22 protein-coding genes are annotated in these 19,269 nt (G+C 67.4%); 15 read left to right on the forward strand and 7 right to left on the reverse strand.

Annotation, left to right across the window (positions count from 1 at the left end; all coding sequences use genetic code 11):
• The 5 genes from ASE48_RS33290 to ASE48_RS02760 all read left to right on the forward strand — a co-directional run.
• Window positions 1-1,156, forward strand: a 1,156-nt coding sequence (locus ASE48_RS33290; RefSeq protein ID WP_235570650.1) for an MMPL family transporter, incomplete at its 5' end; no start/stop codon positions are given.
• A gap of 90 nt (window positions 1,157-1,246) precedes the next feature.
• Window positions 1,247-1,588: a DUF732 domain-containing protein gene (locus ASE48_RS33780; RefSeq protein WP_442928655.1), complete on the forward strand. Its 342-nt coding sequence runs from the start codon at window positions 1,247-1,249 to the stop codon at window positions 1,586-1,588.
• An 8-nt stretch (window positions 1,589-1,596) separates the two neighbouring features.
• Window positions 1,597-1,917: DUF5078 domain-containing protein (locus tag ASE48_RS02750; RefSeq protein WP_156409023.1), on the forward strand; the 321-nt coding region annotated here is incomplete at its 3' end.
• 5 nt (window positions 1,918-1,922) lie between these two features.
• Complete coding sequence (locus ASE48_RS02755) at window positions 1,923-2,363, forward strand: DUF5078 domain-containing protein (protein ID WP_082613974.1); 441 nt, start codon at window positions 1,923-1,925, stop codon at window positions 2,361-2,363.
• A 328-nt stretch (window positions 2,364-2,691) separates the two neighbouring features.
• Window positions 2,692-3,252, forward strand: a complete 561-nt coding sequence (locus ASE48_RS02760; protein WP_057165438.1) for a hypothetical protein — start codon at window positions 2,692-2,694, stop codon at window positions 3,250-3,252.
• A gap of 13 nt (window positions 3,253-3,265) precedes the next feature.
• Here the strand turns inward: ASE48_RS02760 and ASE48_RS02765 are convergent, their stop codons facing one another.
• Window positions 3,266-4,528, reverse strand: a complete 1,263-nt coding sequence (locus tag ASE48_RS02765; RefSeq protein ID WP_442928656.1) for a CynX/NimT family MFS transporter — start codon at window positions 4,526-4,528, stop codon at window positions 3,266-3,268.
• Between the two features lie 47 nt (window positions 4,529-4,575).
• On the opposite strand from ASE48_RS02765, the gene ASE48_RS02770 reads away from it, so the two are divergent.
• Window positions 4,576-5,250, forward strand: coding sequence for a FadR/GntR family transcriptional regulator (locus ASE48_RS02770; protein ID WP_057165439.1), 675 nt, complete (start codon window positions 4,576-4,578; stop codon window positions 5,248-5,250).
• 5 nt (window positions 5,251-5,255) lie between these two features.
• On the opposite strand, the gene ASE48_RS02775 is transcribed toward ASE48_RS02770, so the two are convergent.
• A complete protein-coding gene (locus ASE48_RS02775) occupies window positions 5,256-5,513 on the reverse strand; it encodes a hypothetical protein (protein ID WP_057165440.1) in 258 nt (85 codons plus the stop codon).
• A 505-nt stretch (window positions 5,514-6,018) separates the two neighbouring features.
• Here ASE48_RS02775 and yaaA point away from each other — a divergent pair.
• The 4 genes from yaaA to ASE48_RS02800 all read left to right on the forward strand — a co-directional run bounded on the left by yaaA (window position 6,019) and on the right by ASE48_RS02800 (window position 10,786).
• Window positions 6,019-6,765 (forward strand): peroxide stress protein YaaA, encoded by a 747-nt coding sequence (gene yaaA, locus ASE48_RS02785; RefSeq protein WP_057165442.1) that lies wholly within the window; start codon window positions 6,019-6,021, stop codon window positions 6,763-6,765.
• A gap of 81 nt (window positions 6,766-6,846) precedes the next feature.
• Window positions 6,847-8,007 (forward strand): esterase family protein, encoded by a 1,161-nt coding sequence (locus ASE48_RS02790; protein WP_057165443.1) that lies wholly within the window; start codon window positions 6,847-6,849, stop codon window positions 8,005-8,007.
• A 43-nt stretch (window positions 8,008-8,050) separates the two neighbouring features.
• Entirely contained in the window at window positions 8,051-9,421 is a 1,371-nt protein-coding gene (locus ASE48_RS02795) for a WS/DGAT/MGAT family O-acyltransferase (protein ID WP_057165444.1), read from the forward strand.
• Between the two features lie 192 nt (window positions 9,422-9,613).
• The gene (locus tag ASE48_RS02800; protein ID WP_200962039.1) at window positions 9,614-10,786 is read left to right on the forward strand and encodes a hypothetical protein; all 1,173 of its coding nucleotides are present in this window, start codon (window positions 9,614-9,616) and stop codon (window positions 10,784-10,786) included.
• 37 nt (window positions 10,787-10,823) lie between these two features.
• Here the strand turns inward: ASE48_RS02800 and ASE48_RS02805 are convergent, their stop codons facing one another.
• On the reverse strand, window positions 10,824-11,489 hold the full coding sequence (locus ASE48_RS02805; RefSeq protein WP_057165446.1) for a GNAT family N-acetyltransferase: 666 nt from the start codon (window positions 11,487-11,489) through the stop codon (window positions 10,824-10,826).
• 59 nt (window positions 11,490-11,548) lie between these two features.
• Complete coding sequence (locus ASE48_RS02810) at window positions 11,549-12,811, reverse strand: amidohydrolase family protein (protein WP_057165447.1); 1,263 nt, start codon at window positions 12,809-12,811, stop codon at window positions 11,549-11,551.
• Between the two features lie 24 nt (window positions 12,812-12,835).
• Between ASE48_RS02810 and ASE48_RS02815 the strand changes: the two genes are divergently transcribed.
• Entirely contained in the window at window positions 12,836-13,684 is an 849-nt protein-coding gene (locus ASE48_RS02815; RefSeq protein WP_082613942.1) for an AraC family transcriptional regulator, read from the forward strand.
• Between the two features lie 5 nt (window positions 13,685-13,689).
• Here ASE48_RS02815 and ASE48_RS02820 read toward each other — a convergent pair whose 3' ends face one another.
• Complete coding sequence (locus ASE48_RS02820; RefSeq protein ID WP_057165449.1) at window positions 13,690-14,307, reverse strand: TetR/AcrR family transcriptional regulator; 618 nt, start codon at window positions 14,305-14,307, stop codon at window positions 13,690-13,692.
• Between the two features lie 129 nt (window positions 14,308-14,436).
• On the opposite strand from ASE48_RS02820, the gene ASE48_RS32015 reads away from it, so the two are divergent.
• Window positions 14,437-14,697, forward strand: coding sequence for a WhiB family transcriptional regulator (locus ASE48_RS32015; protein ID WP_442928662.1), 261 nt, complete (start codon window positions 14,437-14,439; stop codon window positions 14,695-14,697).
• A gap of 24 nt (window positions 14,698-14,721) precedes the next feature.
• Here ASE48_RS32015 and ASE48_RS02825 read toward each other — a convergent pair whose 3' ends face one another.
• On the reverse strand, window positions 14,722-15,102 hold the full coding sequence (locus tag ASE48_RS02825; RefSeq protein ID WP_057165450.1) for a nuclear transport factor 2 family protein: 381 nt from the start codon (window positions 15,100-15,102) through the stop codon (window positions 14,722-14,724).
• A 125-nt stretch (window positions 15,103-15,227) separates the two neighbouring features.
• On the opposite strand from ASE48_RS02825, the gene ASE48_RS02830 reads away from it, so the two are divergent.
• Genes ASE48_RS02830 through ASE48_RS02840 form a run of 3 tightly spaced genes read left to right on the forward strand, consistent with a single transcriptional unit; the run spans window position 15,228 to window position 17,971 of the window.
• Entirely contained in the window at window positions 15,228-16,148 is a 921-nt protein-coding gene (locus tag ASE48_RS02830; protein ID WP_057165451.1) for an alpha/beta fold hydrolase, read from the forward strand.
• A 14-nt stretch (window positions 16,149-16,162) separates the two neighbouring features.
• Window positions 16,163-17,023, forward strand: a complete 861-nt coding sequence (locus ASE48_RS02835; RefSeq protein ID WP_057165452.1) for an LLM class F420-dependent oxidoreductase — start codon at window positions 16,163-16,165, stop codon at window positions 17,021-17,023.
• Between the two features lie 9 nt (window positions 17,024-17,032).
• Entirely contained in the window at window positions 17,033-17,971 is a 939-nt protein-coding gene (locus ASE48_RS02840) for an LLM class flavin-dependent oxidoreductase (RefSeq protein ID WP_057165453.1), read from the forward strand.
• Here the strand turns inward: ASE48_RS02840 and ASE48_RS02845 are convergent.
• A complete protein-coding gene (locus ASE48_RS02845) occupies window positions 17,968-19,251 on the reverse strand; it encodes a competence/damage-inducible protein A (RefSeq protein WP_057165454.1) in 1,284 nt (427 codons plus the stop codon). The two genes, ASE48_RS02840 and ASE48_RS02845, sit on opposite strands and share 4 nt — an antisense overlap.
• Between the last annotated feature and the right edge of the window lie 18 nt (window positions 19,252-19,269).

Here is a 19,269-nt window from a genome sequence, read left to right on the forward strand (position 1 = left end):
CTACTTCTACTGGGAACCGCACTGCTTCAACATTCCCGGCTGCTGGGCGCTGCGCTCGATCTTCGACACCCTCGACGGCATCGACGTGATGACCGACGGCATCGAGGACCTCATCCCTGACATGGAACGCCTGGATACCTTGATGCCGCAGATGGTGGCGATCATGCCGTCGATGCTCGCGACGATGAAGAACATGAAGACCTACATGCTGACCATGTATCAGACCCAGAAGGGCATACAGGATCAGATGTCGGCGATGCAGGACAATTCGTCGGCCATGGGTGAGGCCTTCGATGCCGCCCAGAACGACGACTCGTTCTACCTCCCTCCGGAGACTTTCGAGAACGAAGACTTCAAGCGCGGTATGAAGAGCTTCCTGTCCCCCAACGGGCATGCGGTGCGCTTCATCATCAGCCACGAGAGCGACCCGATGAGCCCGGAGGGCATCGCTCACATCGAGGCGATCAAACAGGCGGCGAAGGAAGCCATCAAGGGCACCCCGCTGGAGGGTTCCAAGGTCTATCTCGCCGGCACCGCTTCGGTGTTCAAGGACATGGCCGAAGGGTCCAAGTGGGATCTGATCATCGCCGGAATCGCCTCCATCGGGCTGATTTTCATCATCATGCTGATCATCACCCGCAGCGTGGTGGCCGCCGCCGTCATCGTGGGCACGGTCACCGTCTCGCTCGGTTCCGCATTCGGGCTCTCGGTGTTGATCTGGCAGCACATCATCGGGATCCCGCTGCACTGGATGGTGCTCGCAATGGCGGTGATCGTGCTGCTGGCCGTCGGCGCGGACTACAACCTGTTGTTGGTCGCGCGCCTCAAGGAAGAGATACAGGCCGGCGTGAACACCGGCATCATCCGGGCCATGGGCGGCACCGGTTCGGTGGTGACATCGGCCGGCCTGGTCTTCGCCTTCACCATGATGTCCATGGCGGTCAGTGAGCTGACGGTGATCGGCCAGGTCGGTACGACGATCGGTCTCGGTCTACTGTTCGACACACTGGTGATCCGGGCGTTCATGACACCGGCCATCGCGGCGCTGCTGGGCAAGTGGTTCTGGTGGCCGCAGCGGGTGCGCCAGCGCCCGTTGCCACAACCGTGGCCCAGACAGCCGGTCACCGCCGGTGCGCCCGAACCAGACAGGGGTTAGTGATGAAATCGAGCAAGCTGGCCGCAGTATCGGGTGCGCTGGTCGCGGCGTGTATCGCGCTGGCGGCTCCGGCCCAGGCCGACCCCGACAGTGACTTCGCCAAGGAGTTGCACACCTACGGCATCTACGGGCAGAAGGAYTTCAACGCCTGGATCGGCAAGATCGCCTGCAAACGCCTCGACCGCGGCGTCGACATCACCGCACAGGACTCCGCGAAGTTCGTCTCCGACCAACTGCTACTTCAACGCCTGGATCGGCAAGATCGCCTGCAAACGCCTCGACCGCGGCGTCGACATCACCGCACAGGACTCCGCGAAGTTCGTCTCCGACCAACTGCTACGCGGTTCCAGCACCGAACAGGCCTACCAATTCCTCGGCGCGGCAATGAACTACTACTGCCCCGACAAACGCGTCCTGCTCACGCAACAGTAGGGAAGATGATGAAACTCAAGAAGCTGAGCCTGGCGGCCCTGGCCGCGGCCGCCGCCCTCACCCTGGCCCCCACCGCGTCCGCCGACGCCACCGAGGACTACCCGATCCCGCGCAAGATCCTGCACACCCCGTGCACCGCCGAGCAGATCCTGGCCGCCACCCGCGACACCGACCCGGTCTACTACGAGCGCTACATGATCGACTACAACAACAAGTCCCCCGAGGTGCACCGCGCCGTCCAGGACCGCATCCACTGGTTCTTCTCCATGGACTACGCCGGCCGCCGCCAATACTCCGAAGACACCGCCACCAACGCCTTCTACGAACAGNGATGATGAAACTCAAGAAGCTGAGCCTGGCGGCCCTGGCCGCGGCCGCCGCCCTCACCCTGGCCCCCACCGCGTCCGCCGACGCCACCGAGGACTACCCCATCCCCCGCAAGATCCTGCACACCCCGTGCACCGCCGAGCAGATCCTGGCCGCCACCCGCGACACCGACCCGGTCTACTACGAGCGCTACATGATCGACTACAACAACAAGTCYCCCGAGGTGCACCGCGCCGTCCAGGACCGCATCCACTGGTTCTTCTCCATGGACTACGCCGGCCGCCGCCAATACTCCGAAGACACCGCCACCAACGCCTTCTACGAACAGYTGGCCTGGAACTGGCCCAACTGGGCCAAGATCTTCTTCAACAACAAAGGCGTCGTCGCCCATTCAACCGCCGTCTGCATGAACTACCCGCCCGACGACATGTCCGTCTGGGTCTGGTAGATCCCACGCCGAGTCCCACGAAATGGCTGCTCCCACACTTCTCGGGGCAGCCATTTTGCGTACCTGGATGAGCAATCCGGATACGTTGCGCCTCAGCGTTTTTGGATGGTAGACCGGCCCAACATGTTTCGCATTCGCGCAAGCGGCAATGCCGGACCCGCAAGGTCTTTGCGAGAACTCAAGATCAGTGCACCAACGCCACTGAATCACGGCCCCGGACAAGGCCGTTCAGACGTCATTTTGTGAGTTGCGCTGGGCGTTTGCTGAGATGTGAAGGGGGTCACAGAATTTTGCCCGGTTGCAAAGTGCTCTGTTAACGTCCGTCCGCATGTTTGCTGTAGCTTCACTTCTGGCGCTTGTGAGCCAGGTGTCAGGGACGCCATACATCTCGGGCGGGGATTCCCCCGCGGGGACCGATTGCTCGGGCCTCGCATCATGGGTCAGTAACGCCGCCACGAATCGACCGGTTTTCGGCGACCGGTTCAACACCGGAAACCAGGAAGGCGCGCTGCTCGCCCGCGGCTTCCAGTACGGCACCCAGCCCGGCGCGCTCGTCATCGGCTGGAACGGCAGCCACACAGCCGTCACGCTTCCGGACGGCACCCCGGTGTCCTCCGGTGAGGGTGGCGGCGTCAAGGTCGGCGGCGGCGGTGCCTACCAGGCCCAGTTCACCAAGCACATGTATCTGCCGATGGATCCCGCGGCGCAGCCGGCGCCCGACGGCATGATCCCGCCGCCCCCGCCCGGCTTCGTCCCGCCGGCCCCGGGTGAACTGCCGCCCCCGCCCGCCGACGCCATGGCACCCGTGCCGCTGGACGTTCCGCCCCCGCCGGCTCCGCTGGATCCGATGGCGCCCCCGCCGCCCGCCCCGGCGTCGTTCCCGCTGTAGCGGCCCGCCAGAGCTAGACGAACCTGGGCCGGCCCGCGAGGGCCCCCAGGACGATCTGGATGACGTAGACGACCAACAACATCACCCATGGCACCGTCCACCCGCCGCTGAGTTCATGCAGTAGACCGAACACGAACGGTCCGACGCCGGCCAGCAGATATCCCAGACCCTGGACCATGCCGGAGAGCCGGGCGGTGTCCTCGGCGGTCCGGGCCCGCAGCGCGATCACCGCCAACGCGAGCGAGAACACACTCATCCCGAGCCCGAGCAGCACTGTCCACAGCAGGGGTGCGGCGGCGGGCGCGATCGCCAGACCCGCGACACCGGTGATGCCGAGCAGTCCCAGTCCGACGATCCAGCCACTCTGACTCGGCCGCCGCGCGGCCATCGGGGCGACCACGATGCTGATCGGCACCGCGATCACCGCGTTGAGACCCAGGAGCAGGCCGGCATCGCCCTTGCTCATGCCGTTGTCGATGAAGACCTGCGGGAGCCAGCCCATCACCACGTAGGCCATCAGCGACTGGCAACCGAAGAATCCGGTGATGATCCAGGCCAGCCGGCTGCGCAGCAGGGAACGCCCCTGCGCAACCACGGTCTCGGCCCGCGGAGTGGGCCCGGCGGCGGCCCGGCGGCGCTGCATCGCGATGAGCCACAAGATCAGCGCCGCGGCCGCCAGCACGGCCCAGGCGCCCAACGCGAATCTCCAGCCGCCGAGCATCTCGTCGAGCGCCGGTGTGAGGGCCGAACCGGCAGCTCCGCCGCCCTGCAGTGCGGCGGTGTAGATGCCCGTCATCAGACCGATCCGGGCGGGGAATGAACCTTTGATCACCACCGGGATGAGCACGTTGATCAGCGCGATGCCCGCGGTGGCGACCAGCGTGCCCCCGATGACGACGTGTGGACCGTCGATCACCCGGAGCAACAGACCTGTGGTGAGAACCAGCAGCGCGGCGGCGATCGCCGAACCGATGCCGAAACGGCGGGCCAGCCACGGCGCCGTCAGGCCGGCGGCCGCGAAACACAGTCCCGGCAGGGTCGTCAGCAGCCCGGCCCACAGTGCCGAGGTGCCCAGGTCGTCTCGCATGTCCCCGAGCAACGGCCCCACGCTGGTGATCGCGGGCCGCAGGTTCAACGCGGTGAGAACGACCGCCACGACCAGCAGCGCGCCGCCGGCCGCCACCTCGGCGGGCCGCAACTCCACCGAGCCCTCGAGGTCGGGTTCGAGGTCGGGTTCGAGGTCGTTGAGCGCACTCGTGTGGCGACTTCCATTCACCTGCATTAGCCTGCCATACATCCCATGATTGGATGAAAGGGGTTTTTGTGCCTTTGGCCACCACGCGCCGCACCGGACTGGTCGACCAGGTCATCGAGCAGCTGCGTTCCTCGGTCAGCGCCGGCGAATGGCCGGTCGACACCAGGATCCCGACCGAACCCGCGCTCGCCGAGACACTGGGTGTCGGCCGCAACACCGTTCGCGAAGCTGTCCGGGCGCTCGCCCACAGCGGCATCCTCGAGGTCCGACAAGGCGACGGCACCTATGTCCGGGCCACCAGCGAGGTCTCCGGAGCGCTTCAGCGGTTGTGCGGCACCGAGTTTCGCGACGTGCTGCAGGTACGTCGCTGCCTGGAGGTCGAGGGGGCACGGCTGGCCGCGACCGCGCGGACAGCCGACGACCTCGATGAGCTGTGGAAGCTACTCGATCGCAGCGAGGCGCTGCGCGAGGGCGGCGGCGACGACTTCGCCCGAGCGGACGCCGAACTGCACTTCGCCGTGGTGAAGAGTTCACACAATCCCGTGCTCACCGAGCTCTACCGGGGTCTCACCGAGGTGGTGTCGGCGAGTGTGATCACCACCAAAGAGGTACAACCGATCTCCGAATTCGCCCGGCACCGGGGGCTGATCGAGGCGATCGCCGCGCAGGACACCGCACGAGCGGGCCGCGAAGCGGGCGGTTTCCTCGACGAACTGCTCGATCGGCTTCCCGACCGAGGCTGACCCGGTTACTCCGGGGTGAGGGCGTCGCTGTTGACGAAGGTCAGCGATCCCGTGTCGAGGAGCACCGCCCATCGGCGAGCGGGATCGGCGATGTGGTTGTCACCGATGTCCACCGAGTAGCCCGCGCTGTCACCGAAGTCGTCGACGACGAGACCGAGTTCCTCGTCATCGGTACCGGCATGCACCCGTACCCGCACATCCACCGCGATTCCCTGATCGTCGGAGCCTCCGGGCTCGGCGCCGACAATGTCCTGAGCTGTCACGAGAGCTCCCCTGTCATCTGCGGCGGCCGCAGGCGGCCGTCGTGCGATCGAATCGTGGACCCGGAATTTGCGGAGTCAACGCGCTTGGCCGAATGAACAACGGCGGCAGCTAACACACCGCGCTGAGCAACCGCGCGCCGTCCGGTGTCCATGATCGCAGACTTCCTGAGCGTCGACTCCACTACCGGATCCTTTGCATCGTTCTGCAATCCTTCTGCGATCCTTCTGCACCGCAGTTGCAACAAACCTCGATCGACCCCCGCACCGATCCTCACCTGATCGAACACGCCGATAGTCGAATATGAATGCACCATTGTCAATGCTTTATCTGAGGGCCGACCCAAGGTTTTCGTTCTCTGGCACCACCTCGGGAGAACCGGCTTTTGCACCTGGAGGCAAAGGCGCGGAATGCAGCTAACTCATCTGCATTTGTCGCGTCGCGACACCAAGCGCTTGCTCGGACGGCGCGGTCGGCCGCCGATCCGCGCTCGGCTAACCTCTCAGCGTGATCGTGCTGCTGCCGCCGTCGGAAACGAAGAGATCCGGGGGCGACGGCCCACCACTGCGACTCGACCGACTCAGTTTCCCCGCGCTGATCGGTGTACGCACCGAACTCACCGGCGAAGTCGCCGCGCTGGCCGCCGATGTCCCCGCCTGTCGCCGGGCTCTCGGCCTGACCGCGAAGCAGGATGCCGAGATCGAACGCAACGCCACACTCATGACCACCCCGACCCTGGCGGCGATCGATCGCTACACCGGTGTGCTCTACGACGCCCTCGACGTCGGATCGCTGCGCGGAGCGAGCGCGGCCCGGGCACGGGCCCGGCTCGCCGTCGGATCGGCGCTCTTCGGTCTGCTCCGCGCCGATGATCCGGTACCGCCGTACCGATTGTCTGCCTCCGCCAAACTCCCGGGCCGGCCGACACTGGCGGCCCGCTGGAAACCCGTGCTCGAACCGGCGCTGGCCGAGATCGCCGAGGAAGAACTGGTCGTCGATCTGCGCTCGGGTTCGTACGCCGCGCTCGGCCGGCTCGACAGCGCGGTCCGGGTCAACGTGCTGGCCGAGCACGCCGACGGACACCGCACGGTCGTCAGCCATTTCAACAAGGCGCACAAGGGCAAGCTGGCCCGCGCGCTGGTCACCAGCAGGTCCGAACCCGACGACGCGGCCAAGGTCGCTGCCGTCGCGCGAAAAGCCGGCATGCGAGTCGAGCGCAACGGCAACGATCTGGTTGTCGTCGTGCCGGCCTGAGTCAAAACCGTGACATCACAACGCGATCACGGCCCGCGTCGGACGACCGGTCGCCTGCGTGGTTTTGTTAACTTGCCGTGCATGACGCCTTCGACAACGATGCGTCGGTGGCTGCGCCGGGGCATGTCCGCCGCTCTCGCGACGATGCTCCTCGGGTCGCTGGCCGGCGCACCACCCGCCGCCGCGTTCTCCCGCCCCGGCCTGCCCATCGAACAACTGGACATTCCTTCCGCGGCCATGGCCCGCAACATCCGCGTCGAGTTCCAGGGCGGCGGACCGCATGCCATCTACCTTCTCGACGGCCTGCGCGCACAGGACGATTTCAGCGGATGGGACATCAACACCGCCGCCTTCGAGTGGTATCACGACTCCGGGCTGTCGATGGTGATGCCCGTCGGCGGGCAATCCAGCTTCTACTCCGACTGGTATCAACCCGCCACCGGCGCCGCAGGCACCCTCACCTACAAGTGGGAGACCTTCCTGACCCAGGAGCTGCCGGGCTGGCTGGCCGCCAACCGTGGGGTCAGCCCGGTGGGCAATGCCGTTGTCGGACTGTCGATGTCGGGTGGTTCCGCGCTGACGCTGGCCATCTGGCACCCCGCCCAGTTCATCTTCGCGGGATCGCTGTCCGGTTTCGTCAACCCCTCGCTGGGTCTGTGGCCGACCTTGATCGGCCTTGCGATGCGCGATGCCGGCGGTTACAACGCCACCAACATGTGGGGACAGACCAGCGACCCGGCCTGGCGCCGCAACGACCCGATGGTCAATGTCGGCATGCTGGCCGCCAACCGCACCGCGGTCTGGGTGTACTGCGGAGACGGCACACCCTCCGAACTCGACAACGCGGGCGATTTCGGCGGCATGTTCAGCTCCCAGTTCCTGGAGAACATCACGCTGAACACCAATAAGACCTTCCAGCAACGGTATCTGGCGGCCGGCGGCCGCAACGGGGTCTTCAATTTCCCCAAGGACGGCACCCACAGCTGGGGCTACTGGGGCTCCCAGTTGCAGGCGATGAAACCCGATCTGCTGCGCGTGCTCGGTGTGACGCCGCCCGCTCCCCCGCCGCTGCCCGCACCGGCGCCGCCCGCCGCGGCACTGCCGGCCCCCGCCGTCGCCCCCGCACTGCCGGCTCCCGCCGCTGCGGTACCCGTGGCCCCGGCACCGGCGGTCCGCGTCCCGGTCGCGCCGGCTCCGGCGGCGCCGGCGGCTCGTGTGCCTGTCGCCACCCGGCCCGCCTGAGCAATCGCCTACCCGCTGCGGGTGGGATGGGTAGCGTGGCGGCATGAAGCTGATCTCCCCGACCGATGCGCTGTTCCTCGTCGGCGAGTCACGAGAACATCCGATGCATGTCGGTGGTCTCCAGCTGTTCGAGCCCCCGGCCGACGCCGGCCCCGACTTCGTCGGGGACCTCTACCGGACGATCGCCGACTGTGACGACTTCCAGCCCACCTTCCGCAAACATCCGGCCAGCCTCTTCGGTGGAATCTCCAATGTCGCTTGGACTTTGGACAGCGAGGTCGATGTCGACTATCACCTGCGCCGTTCCGGGTTGCCACGCCCCGGGCGGGTCCGCGAGTTACTGGAGTTGACCTCACGGATGCACGGCACTCTGCTCGACAGGCACCGGCCGCTGTGGGAGGCCTATTTCGTCGAGGGCCTCAGCGACGGGCGCTTCGCGGTGTACACCAAGATCCACCACTCCCTCATCGACGGGGTGTCCGCCCAGCGGCTGATGATTCGCACGCTGGCGTCCGATCCGGACGACCGCGAGGTCCGGGTGCCCTGGACGCTGCAGTCCAAGAAGCGGGCCGTGACGTCCACCAGTGAGCGTTCCTCCTTGGTGGGTACGCTCACCGGAGCCGCCGGCGCAGTGGCCGGCATTGCCCCCTCGACGATCGCCTTCGCCCGTACGGCACTCTTCGAGCAACAGCTGACTTTGCCCTTCAGAGCACCCAAGACCATGTTCAACGTGCCCATCGGCGGCGCCCGCCGGTGCGCGGCACAGTCCTGGAAGCTCACCCGGCTCCGCGCGGTCAAGGAGGCCGCGCCGGGCTCGACCGTCAACGACGTGGTGCTCGCGATGTGCGCGGGAGCGCTGCGCGCCTATCTCGACGAGCAACACGCGCTTCCCGAAACGCCATTGGTGGCAATGGTTCCGGTGAGCCTGCGCGGTGAGCACGAGCAGGACGCCGGTGGCAACATGGTCGGCACGATCCTGTGCAACCTGGCCACCGATGTCGTCGATCCGATGAAACGGTTGGAGACCATCAGCGCTTCGATGCGGGACAACAAGCAGGTTTTCAGCGAGCTACCGCGAACCCAGGCGCTGGCACTGTCGGGCTTCCTGGTCGCCGGGCTGGGGCTCAGCCTGGTACCCGGATTCGTCTCCTCGGCACCGCCGCCGTTCAACATCGTCATCTCCAATGTGCCCGGCGCGCGGGAACCGATGTACTGGAACGGCGCCCGACTGGACGGCAACTACCCGCTGTCGATCGCCCTCGATGGGCAGGCACTGAACATCACCCTCACCAACAACGCCGACAACCTGGACTTCGGTTTGGTCGGGTGCCGGCGCAGCGTGCCGCATCTGCAGAGGTTGCTGACTCACCTGGAGGATTCGCTGTCCGCGCTGGAGCAGGCCGCCGGACTCTGACTCACCGCGGCGGGTCAGAAAGAGGCTCGCGCGCTGCGCTTTTGAGCCGCGGCTCGACAGTTTGCCCCGCTGCAGTCACAGGACGGGCACCGCTTCATATCGGATCGGTGTCGGCCAAAATTGGCGGTTTGCGCAATTTCAAGATCGCGATAAGTTCCCCTCGTCGTCAGTCGCAGGGAGACCGGGAAATCTATGCCACGCACCACAAATCGGCTCGCGCTGACATCGTTCGCAACGGCAGGTCTGTACTGCGGCGTACTCGCTCTGAGCCCGGCGGCGTTTGCTGAGCCCAGCCCCGGGGTGCCATGCCTGGAGATGGTCTCCGACCTCGCCGCCTCACCGGAGATCATCCCGCAGTCTCTGCAAGGTGGCGCTGCGGCATTGAACGAGGCCTTCGCGCCTCCACCACCCCCGCCCCCCACGGCGCCCGTGGAGACTGCGGCACCACTGATCGAAGCTGCCGCCGTCCCTGCTCCCCCGGTTGAGATCGCGGCCCCGCCACCGCCGGCACCACCGCCGGTACCCGCCGCGATCGAGGCCGCACCTCCTGTGCCCGCCGCGATGTCGGTACTCGAACGCGCCGTCGCCGGACCACCCGTGGCCCCGATGGCCGCCCCGGTGCCTGCCGCCATTCCTGCGGCGGTGCCTCTCGCGGCCCCGGCCGTACCAGTGGTGACCCCGCCGCTACCCGTCGGCGTTCCGCCGGTCCCGGTGGCCGTCCCGGCGGGAATTCCGATGGCAGCACCGGCCGCGCCGGTCGCCGCTCCGCTGATCGAGGCCGCAGCGGTCAATCCGGTGGAGGCCGCCCCGCCGATCGCCGCTGCTCCCCCGCCACCGCCACTGGCGGCAGCACCGCCGCCCCCGCCGGTCGAGGCTGCGCCACTCCCGCCTGCCCCGGTCGAGATGGTGCCGCCCCCGGTGCCGGTCGAGGCCTCACCGCCGCTGGAAACCGCACCGCCAGTCGACATCGTGCCGCCCGCACCGGTTGACGTTCCGCCACCACCACCGGCAGACGTGGCACTCGTCGAGGCCGCGGCACCCGTTGCCGCCGCTGCGCCGATCGAGGCCGCGGTCGCGCCGCCCGTCGGTGTCGGGGCACCCGCCGCCGCGCTGGCCGCCGAAACGGCGGGCAATGTTCTCCCGATGCTCGCCTCGGCTCCGGCCGTGCTGGCGGCTACCCCGCCCCCTCCACTGGCCCTGCCGACGGTGCCCGGTCTGCCGGTGACGCTGCCCAGCGAGATCTCGCTGCCGACCGACCTGGTGTGCGAGGGCACCGCCTGGTCGGCCACGGACGCTGGGGATCAGCCCGGCGCTCCGGCAGCACGGCCGGCGGGCACGCCGCAAGAAGGCCGCGCCGACTGGTGATCAGCCGCCGAAAGACATTACCGCTGAGGGTGATTCATCACCGAGCGTCGACGCCGGGAGCGCGTACCACCACCGGCACCGCCGGGAAGTAGATGGCCATCTCGGAACGTGACTTGCGGAGTGCAGCGGTGCCGTAGCCCTTCTTACGCAGGTCGGGGCGGATCCAGATACGCACCTCGACCTCATGGCCGACGAGTTCGCCCAGCACCAGGCCGACTTTCTCCTCGCCCTCCAGCGCCACGAACCAGGCGGCTTCTTCGGCGTCCAAACGACCCAGCGCGGAGGTGATCTCGTCATCCAGGCTGCCGGCCGGGCTGCCCGTGCCGTCGCCGGCGGTGTGCAGTTCGTCCACCCGGGCGGCGAAGATGTCGCGGTCGACGTCCCCCGAGAAGGCCCGCAGCACCAGCGTTTCCGCCGAGGAGGCCGGGCGCTCGTTGAGGGTGAAGGTGAGCTGGCTGTTGAGGTCCTCCAGTTCGGCCGCGATGCCCCGGCGGGAGTCCTTCGTCAGCTGCTGGAACGACAGGCCGAAGACCGCCTCGCTGCCCAGGTGGGTGGTGCCGAGCAGTTCGGCGATCGCCGTGACGGCCGCATCCCGGTCGGTGGCGTCGACGATGATGTCGAGCACCTCATGCCGGCGGTCGAGCGCCTTCAGCAGAGCTTCGGCGATTTCACGGCGGGCGGCGGCACGATCCAGATCGGTCATGCCGCCAAGCCTAGATCAACCGCCGCCCGGTCCGCCGGGATCCACCCCGGCACCCTCGATCAGACCTGGGCGAACCGCTTTTGGTCGTAGAGCCGTGCCCACTCCGCGCGCGGACGGATCGAGGTGTCGACATCGGTGGCGGTCGCCCGCAGCGCGCCGACGGTCGCCTTCTCCTTGGGGGTGAGCTTGAACGGATCCCAGCCGAAGAACTTGCAGGAGTTCTCCCAGGTGATCTTGTTGATGTCGGAATCGTCGGCGCCTGCCGCGTTCAACTCGGCCAGCACCTGCTCGGGGGCGTCGGGCCAGAAGCAGTCCGAGTGCGGGTAGTCGCACTCCCAGGCGATGATGTCGATGCCGATCTCGTGGCGCAGCTTCAGCGAGGTCTTGTCGGTGACATAGCAGGCCAACGAGTGCTCACGGAACACATCGCTGGGCATCTTGTCACCGAAGTCGCGACGCAACCACTTCTGGTTTGTGTAGTGCCGGTCGCTGCGGTCCAGGTAGAACGGGATCCAGCCGATACCGCCCTCCGAGAACGCGAACTTCAGGTCCGGGTAGTTGCGCATCGCCGGTCCCCACAACAGATCCTGGGCGCACATCGCCGAGACTTGGGTGGCCAGGATGATCAGGTTGTCGATGGGCGCGTTCGGCGCCATGCTGATCGCCCCGAAACCGGTGCCGATGTGCAGACACATCACCACCTGCTCATCGGACAGCGTCTGGAACACCGGGCCCCAGTACTCCTCGTCGTGGTAGCTCGGAAGTCCTTCCAGGTGCGGGAGTTCCGGCATCGTGACCGCGCGGCAGCCCTTGGCGGCGACCCGTTTGATCTCCTTGACCATGGCCTCGGGATTCCAGGTGGGCAGCACCGCGATCGGGATGAAGCGGTCCGGGTAGGAGCCGGCCCACTCGTCGATGTGCCAGTCGTTGTAGGCCGACACCATCACCAGGGTGACGTCCTCGCGGTGCATGTTGAGATGGCGGGCGGAGAACCCGGTGAACGTCGGGAAGCACATCGAGGCCAGGATGCCGTTGCGGCTCATGTCCCGGACGCGCTCGTGCACGTCGTACACGCCCGGCCGCATCTCGGCGAACCCGGCCGGGTCACGGCCCCATTCCTCGGCGGGCCAGGACACCACGGCGTTGAGTCCGCTGACCCCCTGCGGCCTGCCCTGGTACATCCACTGATCGACGCCCTTGTCGTCGGTCACGACGATCGGGGCCTCGGATTTGTACTTGGCCGGCACGTGGTTCAGGAACATGTCGGGCGGCTCCACGACATGGTCGTCGATGCTCACCAGAATCAGGTCGTCAGTCTGCATACCTAACTAGTACCCTCGGATTCCGTGACCGTCTCTGCGCTATCGGACAGAGGTTTGACCTTTTCGGCCAACCTGGAACAACCCGGTCGGCCGGTCATCGAGCTGCGCCGCGGCGGCCACGCGCCCGCGGGCAGCTACCTCTACGAGGGTGACGGGCTGATCACCGGCTGGCACTCCCACGAGGTGCATCAGATCGAGTACGCGCTGCAGGGTGTCGTCGAGGTGGAGACCGACGCGGGCCACTACCTGCTGCCACCCCAGCAGGCGGCCTGGATCCCGGCCGGGCTGGAACACCAGGCGGTGATGAACCCGGACGTCAAGACCGTCGCGGTGATGTTCGACGCGCAGATGATCCCCGACACCGGTGACCGCGCCCGGATCATCGCGGTGTCACCGCTGATCCGGGAGATGATGATCTACGCCCTGCGCTGGCCCATCGACCGCGACGGCAGTGACCAGGTGTCCGACGGCTTCTTCGGCACGCTGGCCCATCTGGTCACCGAGGCGCTCGATCACGAGGCGCCGCTGAGTCTGCCGACATCGGACCATCCGATCGTCGCGGCAGCGCTGGCCTACACCAAGAACAACCTCGCATCGGTGACCGCAGACGATGTCAGTCGCGCTGTGGCGGTTTCGGAACGGACACTGCGCCGGTTGTTCTCCGACACCCTCGGGCTGTCGTGGCGGACCTATCTGCTGCACGCCCGGATGCTGCGCGCGATGGCACTGCTGGCCGCTCCCGGCCAGTCGGTGCAGGCCACCTCGTCGGCGGTGGGTTTCGACAGCCTCAGCTCGTTCACCCGCAGCTTCGCCCAGTTCTGCGGCGAGACGCCATCCGCATATCGCAAAAGGGTTGCCGGCGAGAAGGATTGACTCTGCTACGGCTTGCGGAACAAGCCGTCACGCAGCAGTTCGTTCACCGCCGCCTGCCAGCGCTGCAGTTGCTCCGGCGCGGTGAACGGCGCCGCCAGGTTCCGCTCGATGTGGCCGCGCATGCTGACCGCGCCGAGCGGCAGGATCAGGGCGTTGATGACCGCCCATGGCAGGTCGATATCGGGGCGGGTCTCCCCGCGTTCGGCGCGCTGCTGCCAGCGCAGCATGCCGACCTCATACAGCTTGTCGAAGATCGTGGCGCCCAACTCGCTGCCGTCGACCAGGGCCCGGCCCAGATAGGCCGCCACGTCGGGATGCTCGGCGAACACCTTGTTCACCCGGCTACCCACCTCGGAGACCGAATCGGCGGCGACTTCGGGGATGGGCTGCGCCATCGGGGTGATCACCACCTCGACCACGAACTCGTCGACGGCCTTGATCAGTCCCGCCTTGGTGGAGAAGTGATGTTGCACGAGCCCGAGTGACACCCCGGCGGCAGCAGCAACCCCGCGCAACGTCGTGGCGGCGGTTCCGTGCGCCGCGAAACTCTGCAGTGCCGCGGCCCGGATCTTCTCGATGCTGCGTGGCACCTCAACGCCCGTCCCGCCGGCCTCAGATCTCACAATTGCCACCGTAGTCAATGTCACTCCACCACGGCTGGCCGATACGTCTGTATCGTAAGTACGATACAACCGTATGGTCCTGCAAACGATCAGTCGAGACGGAAGGGATGGTGGGGGGACGTGTATCCGATAGCGATCGAAGACGGAGTGTGGACGGCACCGTGCACACAGAATCCCGACCGGTGGACGACGACGGCGGACGAAGGGGCGAAGGCCTTGTGCCGTGCGTGTCCGCGCCGCTGGCAATGCGCGAAGGAGGCCTGCGTGACTCCGGGGGCGGAGGGTCTGTGGGCCGGCATCATGCTGCCACCGGCGGGACGTAGCAGGCAGTTCGCGCTCAAACAGTTGCGGTCGCTGGCCGAGCGCAACGCGGGCTCGGCCCGGCGCTGATCACCCCGGACCCAGGTCGGCGACCTACCGCGGCGGCGCACCCGAACAGTCGGGATCTACCTGCACCGCATACGAGGTGATGGCACTGATCCGGGATCCGGTGAACTCGAAGATGTCGCATCCGGCAACGGCCGTGACGCCATTGGGCCCGCTGTAGCGGGCCACGGTGTCCACCGCCACCACATCGCCCTGAGCCGCGACCACACAGCGCTGCATGCTGGTCTCGGTGTCGGCCAGGCTCTCGCGGGTCTCACTGCAGGTGCGGATCACGGCGTCGGAACCCTCAAGCACCATGTAGCCCACGATCGTCCACCGGACGTCCCTGGCCAGATGCGGCAGCGACTCCTCGAAACGATGCGTGGAGAACGCCAGCGCGATGGCGCCGTGGTCGACCGGATCGTCCATGGGGTCCTCCTCGATCGCATGGCTGACAACGAAACTAGCGTGCGATCGACCATTCCATGGCGACCCGGGTACGCGTGGCAAAGGGCACGAATTTGCGCGCCTGTAATCCATGACACACTTTGCGGATGGTTCCTCCGATTGCGCGCCCCAAGCTAGAGGGCAACGTCGCCGTCAGCGCTGACCGGCAACTCGGGTTCGCCGAGTTCGGTGATCCCCAGGGCCGGGCGATCTTCTGGTTGCACGGCACCCCCGGGGCGCGCCGGCAGATACCCGCGGAGGCACGGGCCTACGCCGAGCTGGAGAAGATCCGGCTCATCGGCGTGGACCGTCCCGGAATCGGATCCTCGACAGCGCACCAGTATCCCAACGTGCTGGCTTTCGCCGAGGATCTGCGCACCATCGCCGACACGCTCGGCATCGACAACTTCGCCGTCATCGGGCTCTCCGGCGGTGGGCCGTACACGCTGGCCGCCGCGGCCGCCATGCCCGACCGGGTGGTGGCCGCCGGTGTGCTCGGTGGCGTGGCCCCCTACGTCGGGCCGGACGGCATCGCCAGTGGCCTGATGAACCTCGGCTCGACGGTGGCGCCGGTGCTCGAGCTGGCCGGTGCCCCCATCCGGCTGGCAGCCGCCACGCTGATCAAGCTCATCGCGCCGGTCGGTTCACCGGCGCTGGAGATCTACGCCAGGATCTCCCCGGAGGGCGACCGCCGACTGCTGGCACGCCCGGAGTTCAAGGCGATGTTCCTCGACGACCTGCTCAACGGCGGCCGCAAACAACTCGCGGCCCCGTTCTACGACATCGTCGACTTCGTCCGCGACTGGGGATTCCGCCTCGATGAGGTCAAGGTGCCGGTGCACTGGTGGCACGGCGACAAGGACCACATCGTGCCGTTCGCGCACGGCGCGCACGTGGTGTCGCGGCTGCCGGAAGCCGAGATGACGGTGCTGCCCGGCGAGAGCCACCTCGGGGGGCTCGGCTGCGCCGAGGAGATCCTCCGTACGATGCTTGACATCTGGGATCGCGACGGCCGCGGCTCCCGCTGAAAGGAGTTCGGCACGTGGAACTTTCGGGAACCGGAATCTGGAGCTCACACCTGCGGTACGGCGACGCCGGGCAGGCCGCCGAGGCCGCGGCCGAACTGGAGGAGCTCGGCTACACCGCCCTCTGGATCCCCGATGTCGGCGGACCGGTGCTCGACTCGGTCGAGAACCTGCTGACCGCCACCAAGACGGTCACCATCGCCACCGGCATCCTCAACCTCTGGATGCACGAGCCCGCCGAGGTGGCCGCCGCACATGCCCGGCTGTCGTCGGCGCACGGACGCCGGTTCCTGTTGGGCATCGGTGTCAGCCACGCGCCGCTGATCGATTCGAAGTCGCCGGGTACCTACCGCAAGCCGCTGGCCGCCACCGCGGCCTTCCTGGACGGGCTGGACAACGCCGAGCAGCCGGTGGCCGCCGAGGACCGCGTGCTCGCCGCGCTCGGGCCGAAGATGCTGCGCCTTGCCGCCGACCGGTCGCGTGGTGCGCATCCCTACCTGGTCACCCCCGAGCACACCGCCGGGGCCAGGGAGAAACTCGGCGACGGACCGCTGCTGCTGCCCGAACAGACCGCCGTGCTCAGCGAGGACGCCGATTTCGCCCGCGGGATCGGACGCGAGTGGGTGCGTGGCTACCTGGCCATGCCGAACTACGCGAACAACCTGCTGCGTTCCGGCTTCACCGAGGACGAAGTGCACTCGGTCAGCGACCGGCTGGTCGATGCGATCGTGGTGTGGGGCAACGAGGAAGCGATCCTGCAGCGCGTCAACGAGCACAAGGCCGCCGGCGCCGACCATGTGTGCGTCCAGGTGCTCGACTCCGACCTGTCGGCACTCCCGCTGGAGCAGTGGCGCCGGCTCGCACCCGTGCTGAACTGACACCCGCCGATGGGTGAGCTCGATATCGGCGTCTACGTCCCCCAGATGGGGTTCACCTATGCCGACGTGCTGCACCGCGCGGTGCGCTGCGAGGAATTCGGCATCGGGTCGCTGTGGCTGTATGACCATCTCTGCGGCCCGGGGATGCCCGAGATCGACTCCCTGGAGGCGTGGACCCTGGCCACCGCACTGCTGGCCCGCACCGAGCGGCTACGCGTCGGACATATGGTGTTGTGCAACCAGTTCCGCCATCCCGTGGTGCTGGCGAAGATGGCCACCACGCTCGATCAGATATCGGCGGGCCGCCTGCAACTGGGGATCGGCAGCGGCTCCATCGAAGACGAACATCGGCGCACCGGCCTGGACTGGGGGTCTTTCGCCACCCGTTCGGCTCGTCTCGCCGAATCGCTGGAGATCCTGACCCAGGCGTTCGACACGGGCACCGTGGACTTCACCGGTGCGCACTACGCCGTTCGCGAGATGCCCATCCGTCCCGGTGCGGTCCAGCAACCGCGCCCGCCCATCGTGGTCGGGGGCGTCGGCGAGAAGTACACGCTGCCACTGGTGGCGCGGTACGCCGACGTGTGGAACGTGCCCACCTACGCACTCGGCGAGCTGGAACACAAACTGGCCGTACTGCGCGCCATCTGCTCCGATATCGGGCGCGATCCGGCCACCATCGTGATGTCGGTGGAGGCGGTGATGGCACTGGCACCAGACGAGCAGTCGCTGCCGAAGGTCCGCGAGTTCGCCGAGAAGCGATTCGGTGGACCGGGTTTCGGACTCGCCGAGGGCGGACTGATCGGCACCGCACCGATGATCGTCGAGCGGTTGCGGCAATGGCAGGACATCGGATTCGGCCAGGTCGTGTTGTTCACCCACGACCGCGCCTCCGATCAGACCCTGGAAATCCTTGCCTCCGAGGTCATCTCCGAGTTCGCGGGCTAGTCGGTCTGCAGCGCCAGCAGTTCGCTGCGCAGCAGGTGCATCGCGACCGTCGTCGATCGCTCGCGCACATCGCTGCGGTCACCGGGCAGCCGCAACGTCCGCACCTGCGTTGGCCTGCCGCTCAGCGCCACCCCGAAACACACCGTCCCGACCGGCTTTTCCGCCGAGCCGCCGCCGGGCCCGGCGATCCCGGTGATACCGACCGCGGTGTCGGCGCCGAAGCGGGCCAGCGCGCCTTCGGCCATCGCGCGGGCCACCGGCTCGGATACCGCGCCGTGGTCGTCGATCAGTGCGGCGTCCACGCCGAGCAGCGCCACCTTGGCGTCGTTGGAGTAGGACACCACGCCGCCGACCAGGTATGCCGACGACCCGGCCCGGTCCGCCAGCCGGGCGGCCAGCAGCCCCGCCGTGCACGACTCCGCGGTGGCGAACCGGCGCCCGGCCAGCAGCGCGGCCACCTGATCGTCGATGAGTGCGCCGTCCTCGGAGAACAATTCTTGTGGATAGCGATCCCGCAACAGGTCGATCAGCGCGGCGTAGGCGCCTGCGGCGGGCGGTTCGTAGCGGGTGACGATCTCCAGCTCGCCGCGGCGAAGACAGGTGGTGACCTCGAGATCGGAGAATCCGTCGATGCGGGTTTCGGCGTCCCGCAGTGTTTCCGCGAGCCCGGACTCGGCAAGCCCGAACATCCGCACCGTCTCCTGGCGGTACTCGGTGCGTCCGGCGATCGCCTGCTGGACGGCGAGCGACTCGACCGCACGTGACCACATGGGCTGCAGTTCGCGCGGCGGGCCGGGCAGCACCACGACGGTCGGCCCGTCCCCCGCTGCGCTCAGGACGACTCCTGGTGCGGTGCCCACCGGATCGAGGATTTCCGCACCGGCGGGCACCATGGCCTGCTTGCGGTTCGCGGCCATCACCGCCTCGAAATCGACGCCGTGGCGCCCGGCCATCAGGGTGCGCAGGATTTCGGCGATGCGGACTTCGAGCGGACCGTCGAGCACCAGTTCACGGCCGGCGAAGCGAGCCACGGTGGCCACCGTCAGATCATCGGCCGTCGGGCCGAGGCCGCCGCTGGTGATGATGAGGTCGACACCCTCGCCGGCGAGGAAACGCAACTGCGCCTCGATATCGTCGGCGCGGTCACCGCACTGGGTGACATAGGCAAGCTCCACGCCCAGTTCCAGCAGCCGGTCGGCGAGCCAGGGTCCGTTGAGATCCTGGATCCGCCCGGTCAGCACCTCGGTGCCGGTCACCACGATCGCCGCGCGCACAGTCATGGTCTGAGCCTAGGCAGC

The sequence above is a fragment of the Mycobacterium sp. Root265 genome, from assembly GCF_001428895.1.
Classification (GTDB): domain Bacteria; phylum Actinomycetota; class Actinomycetes; order Mycobacteriales; family Mycobacteriaceae; genus Mycobacterium.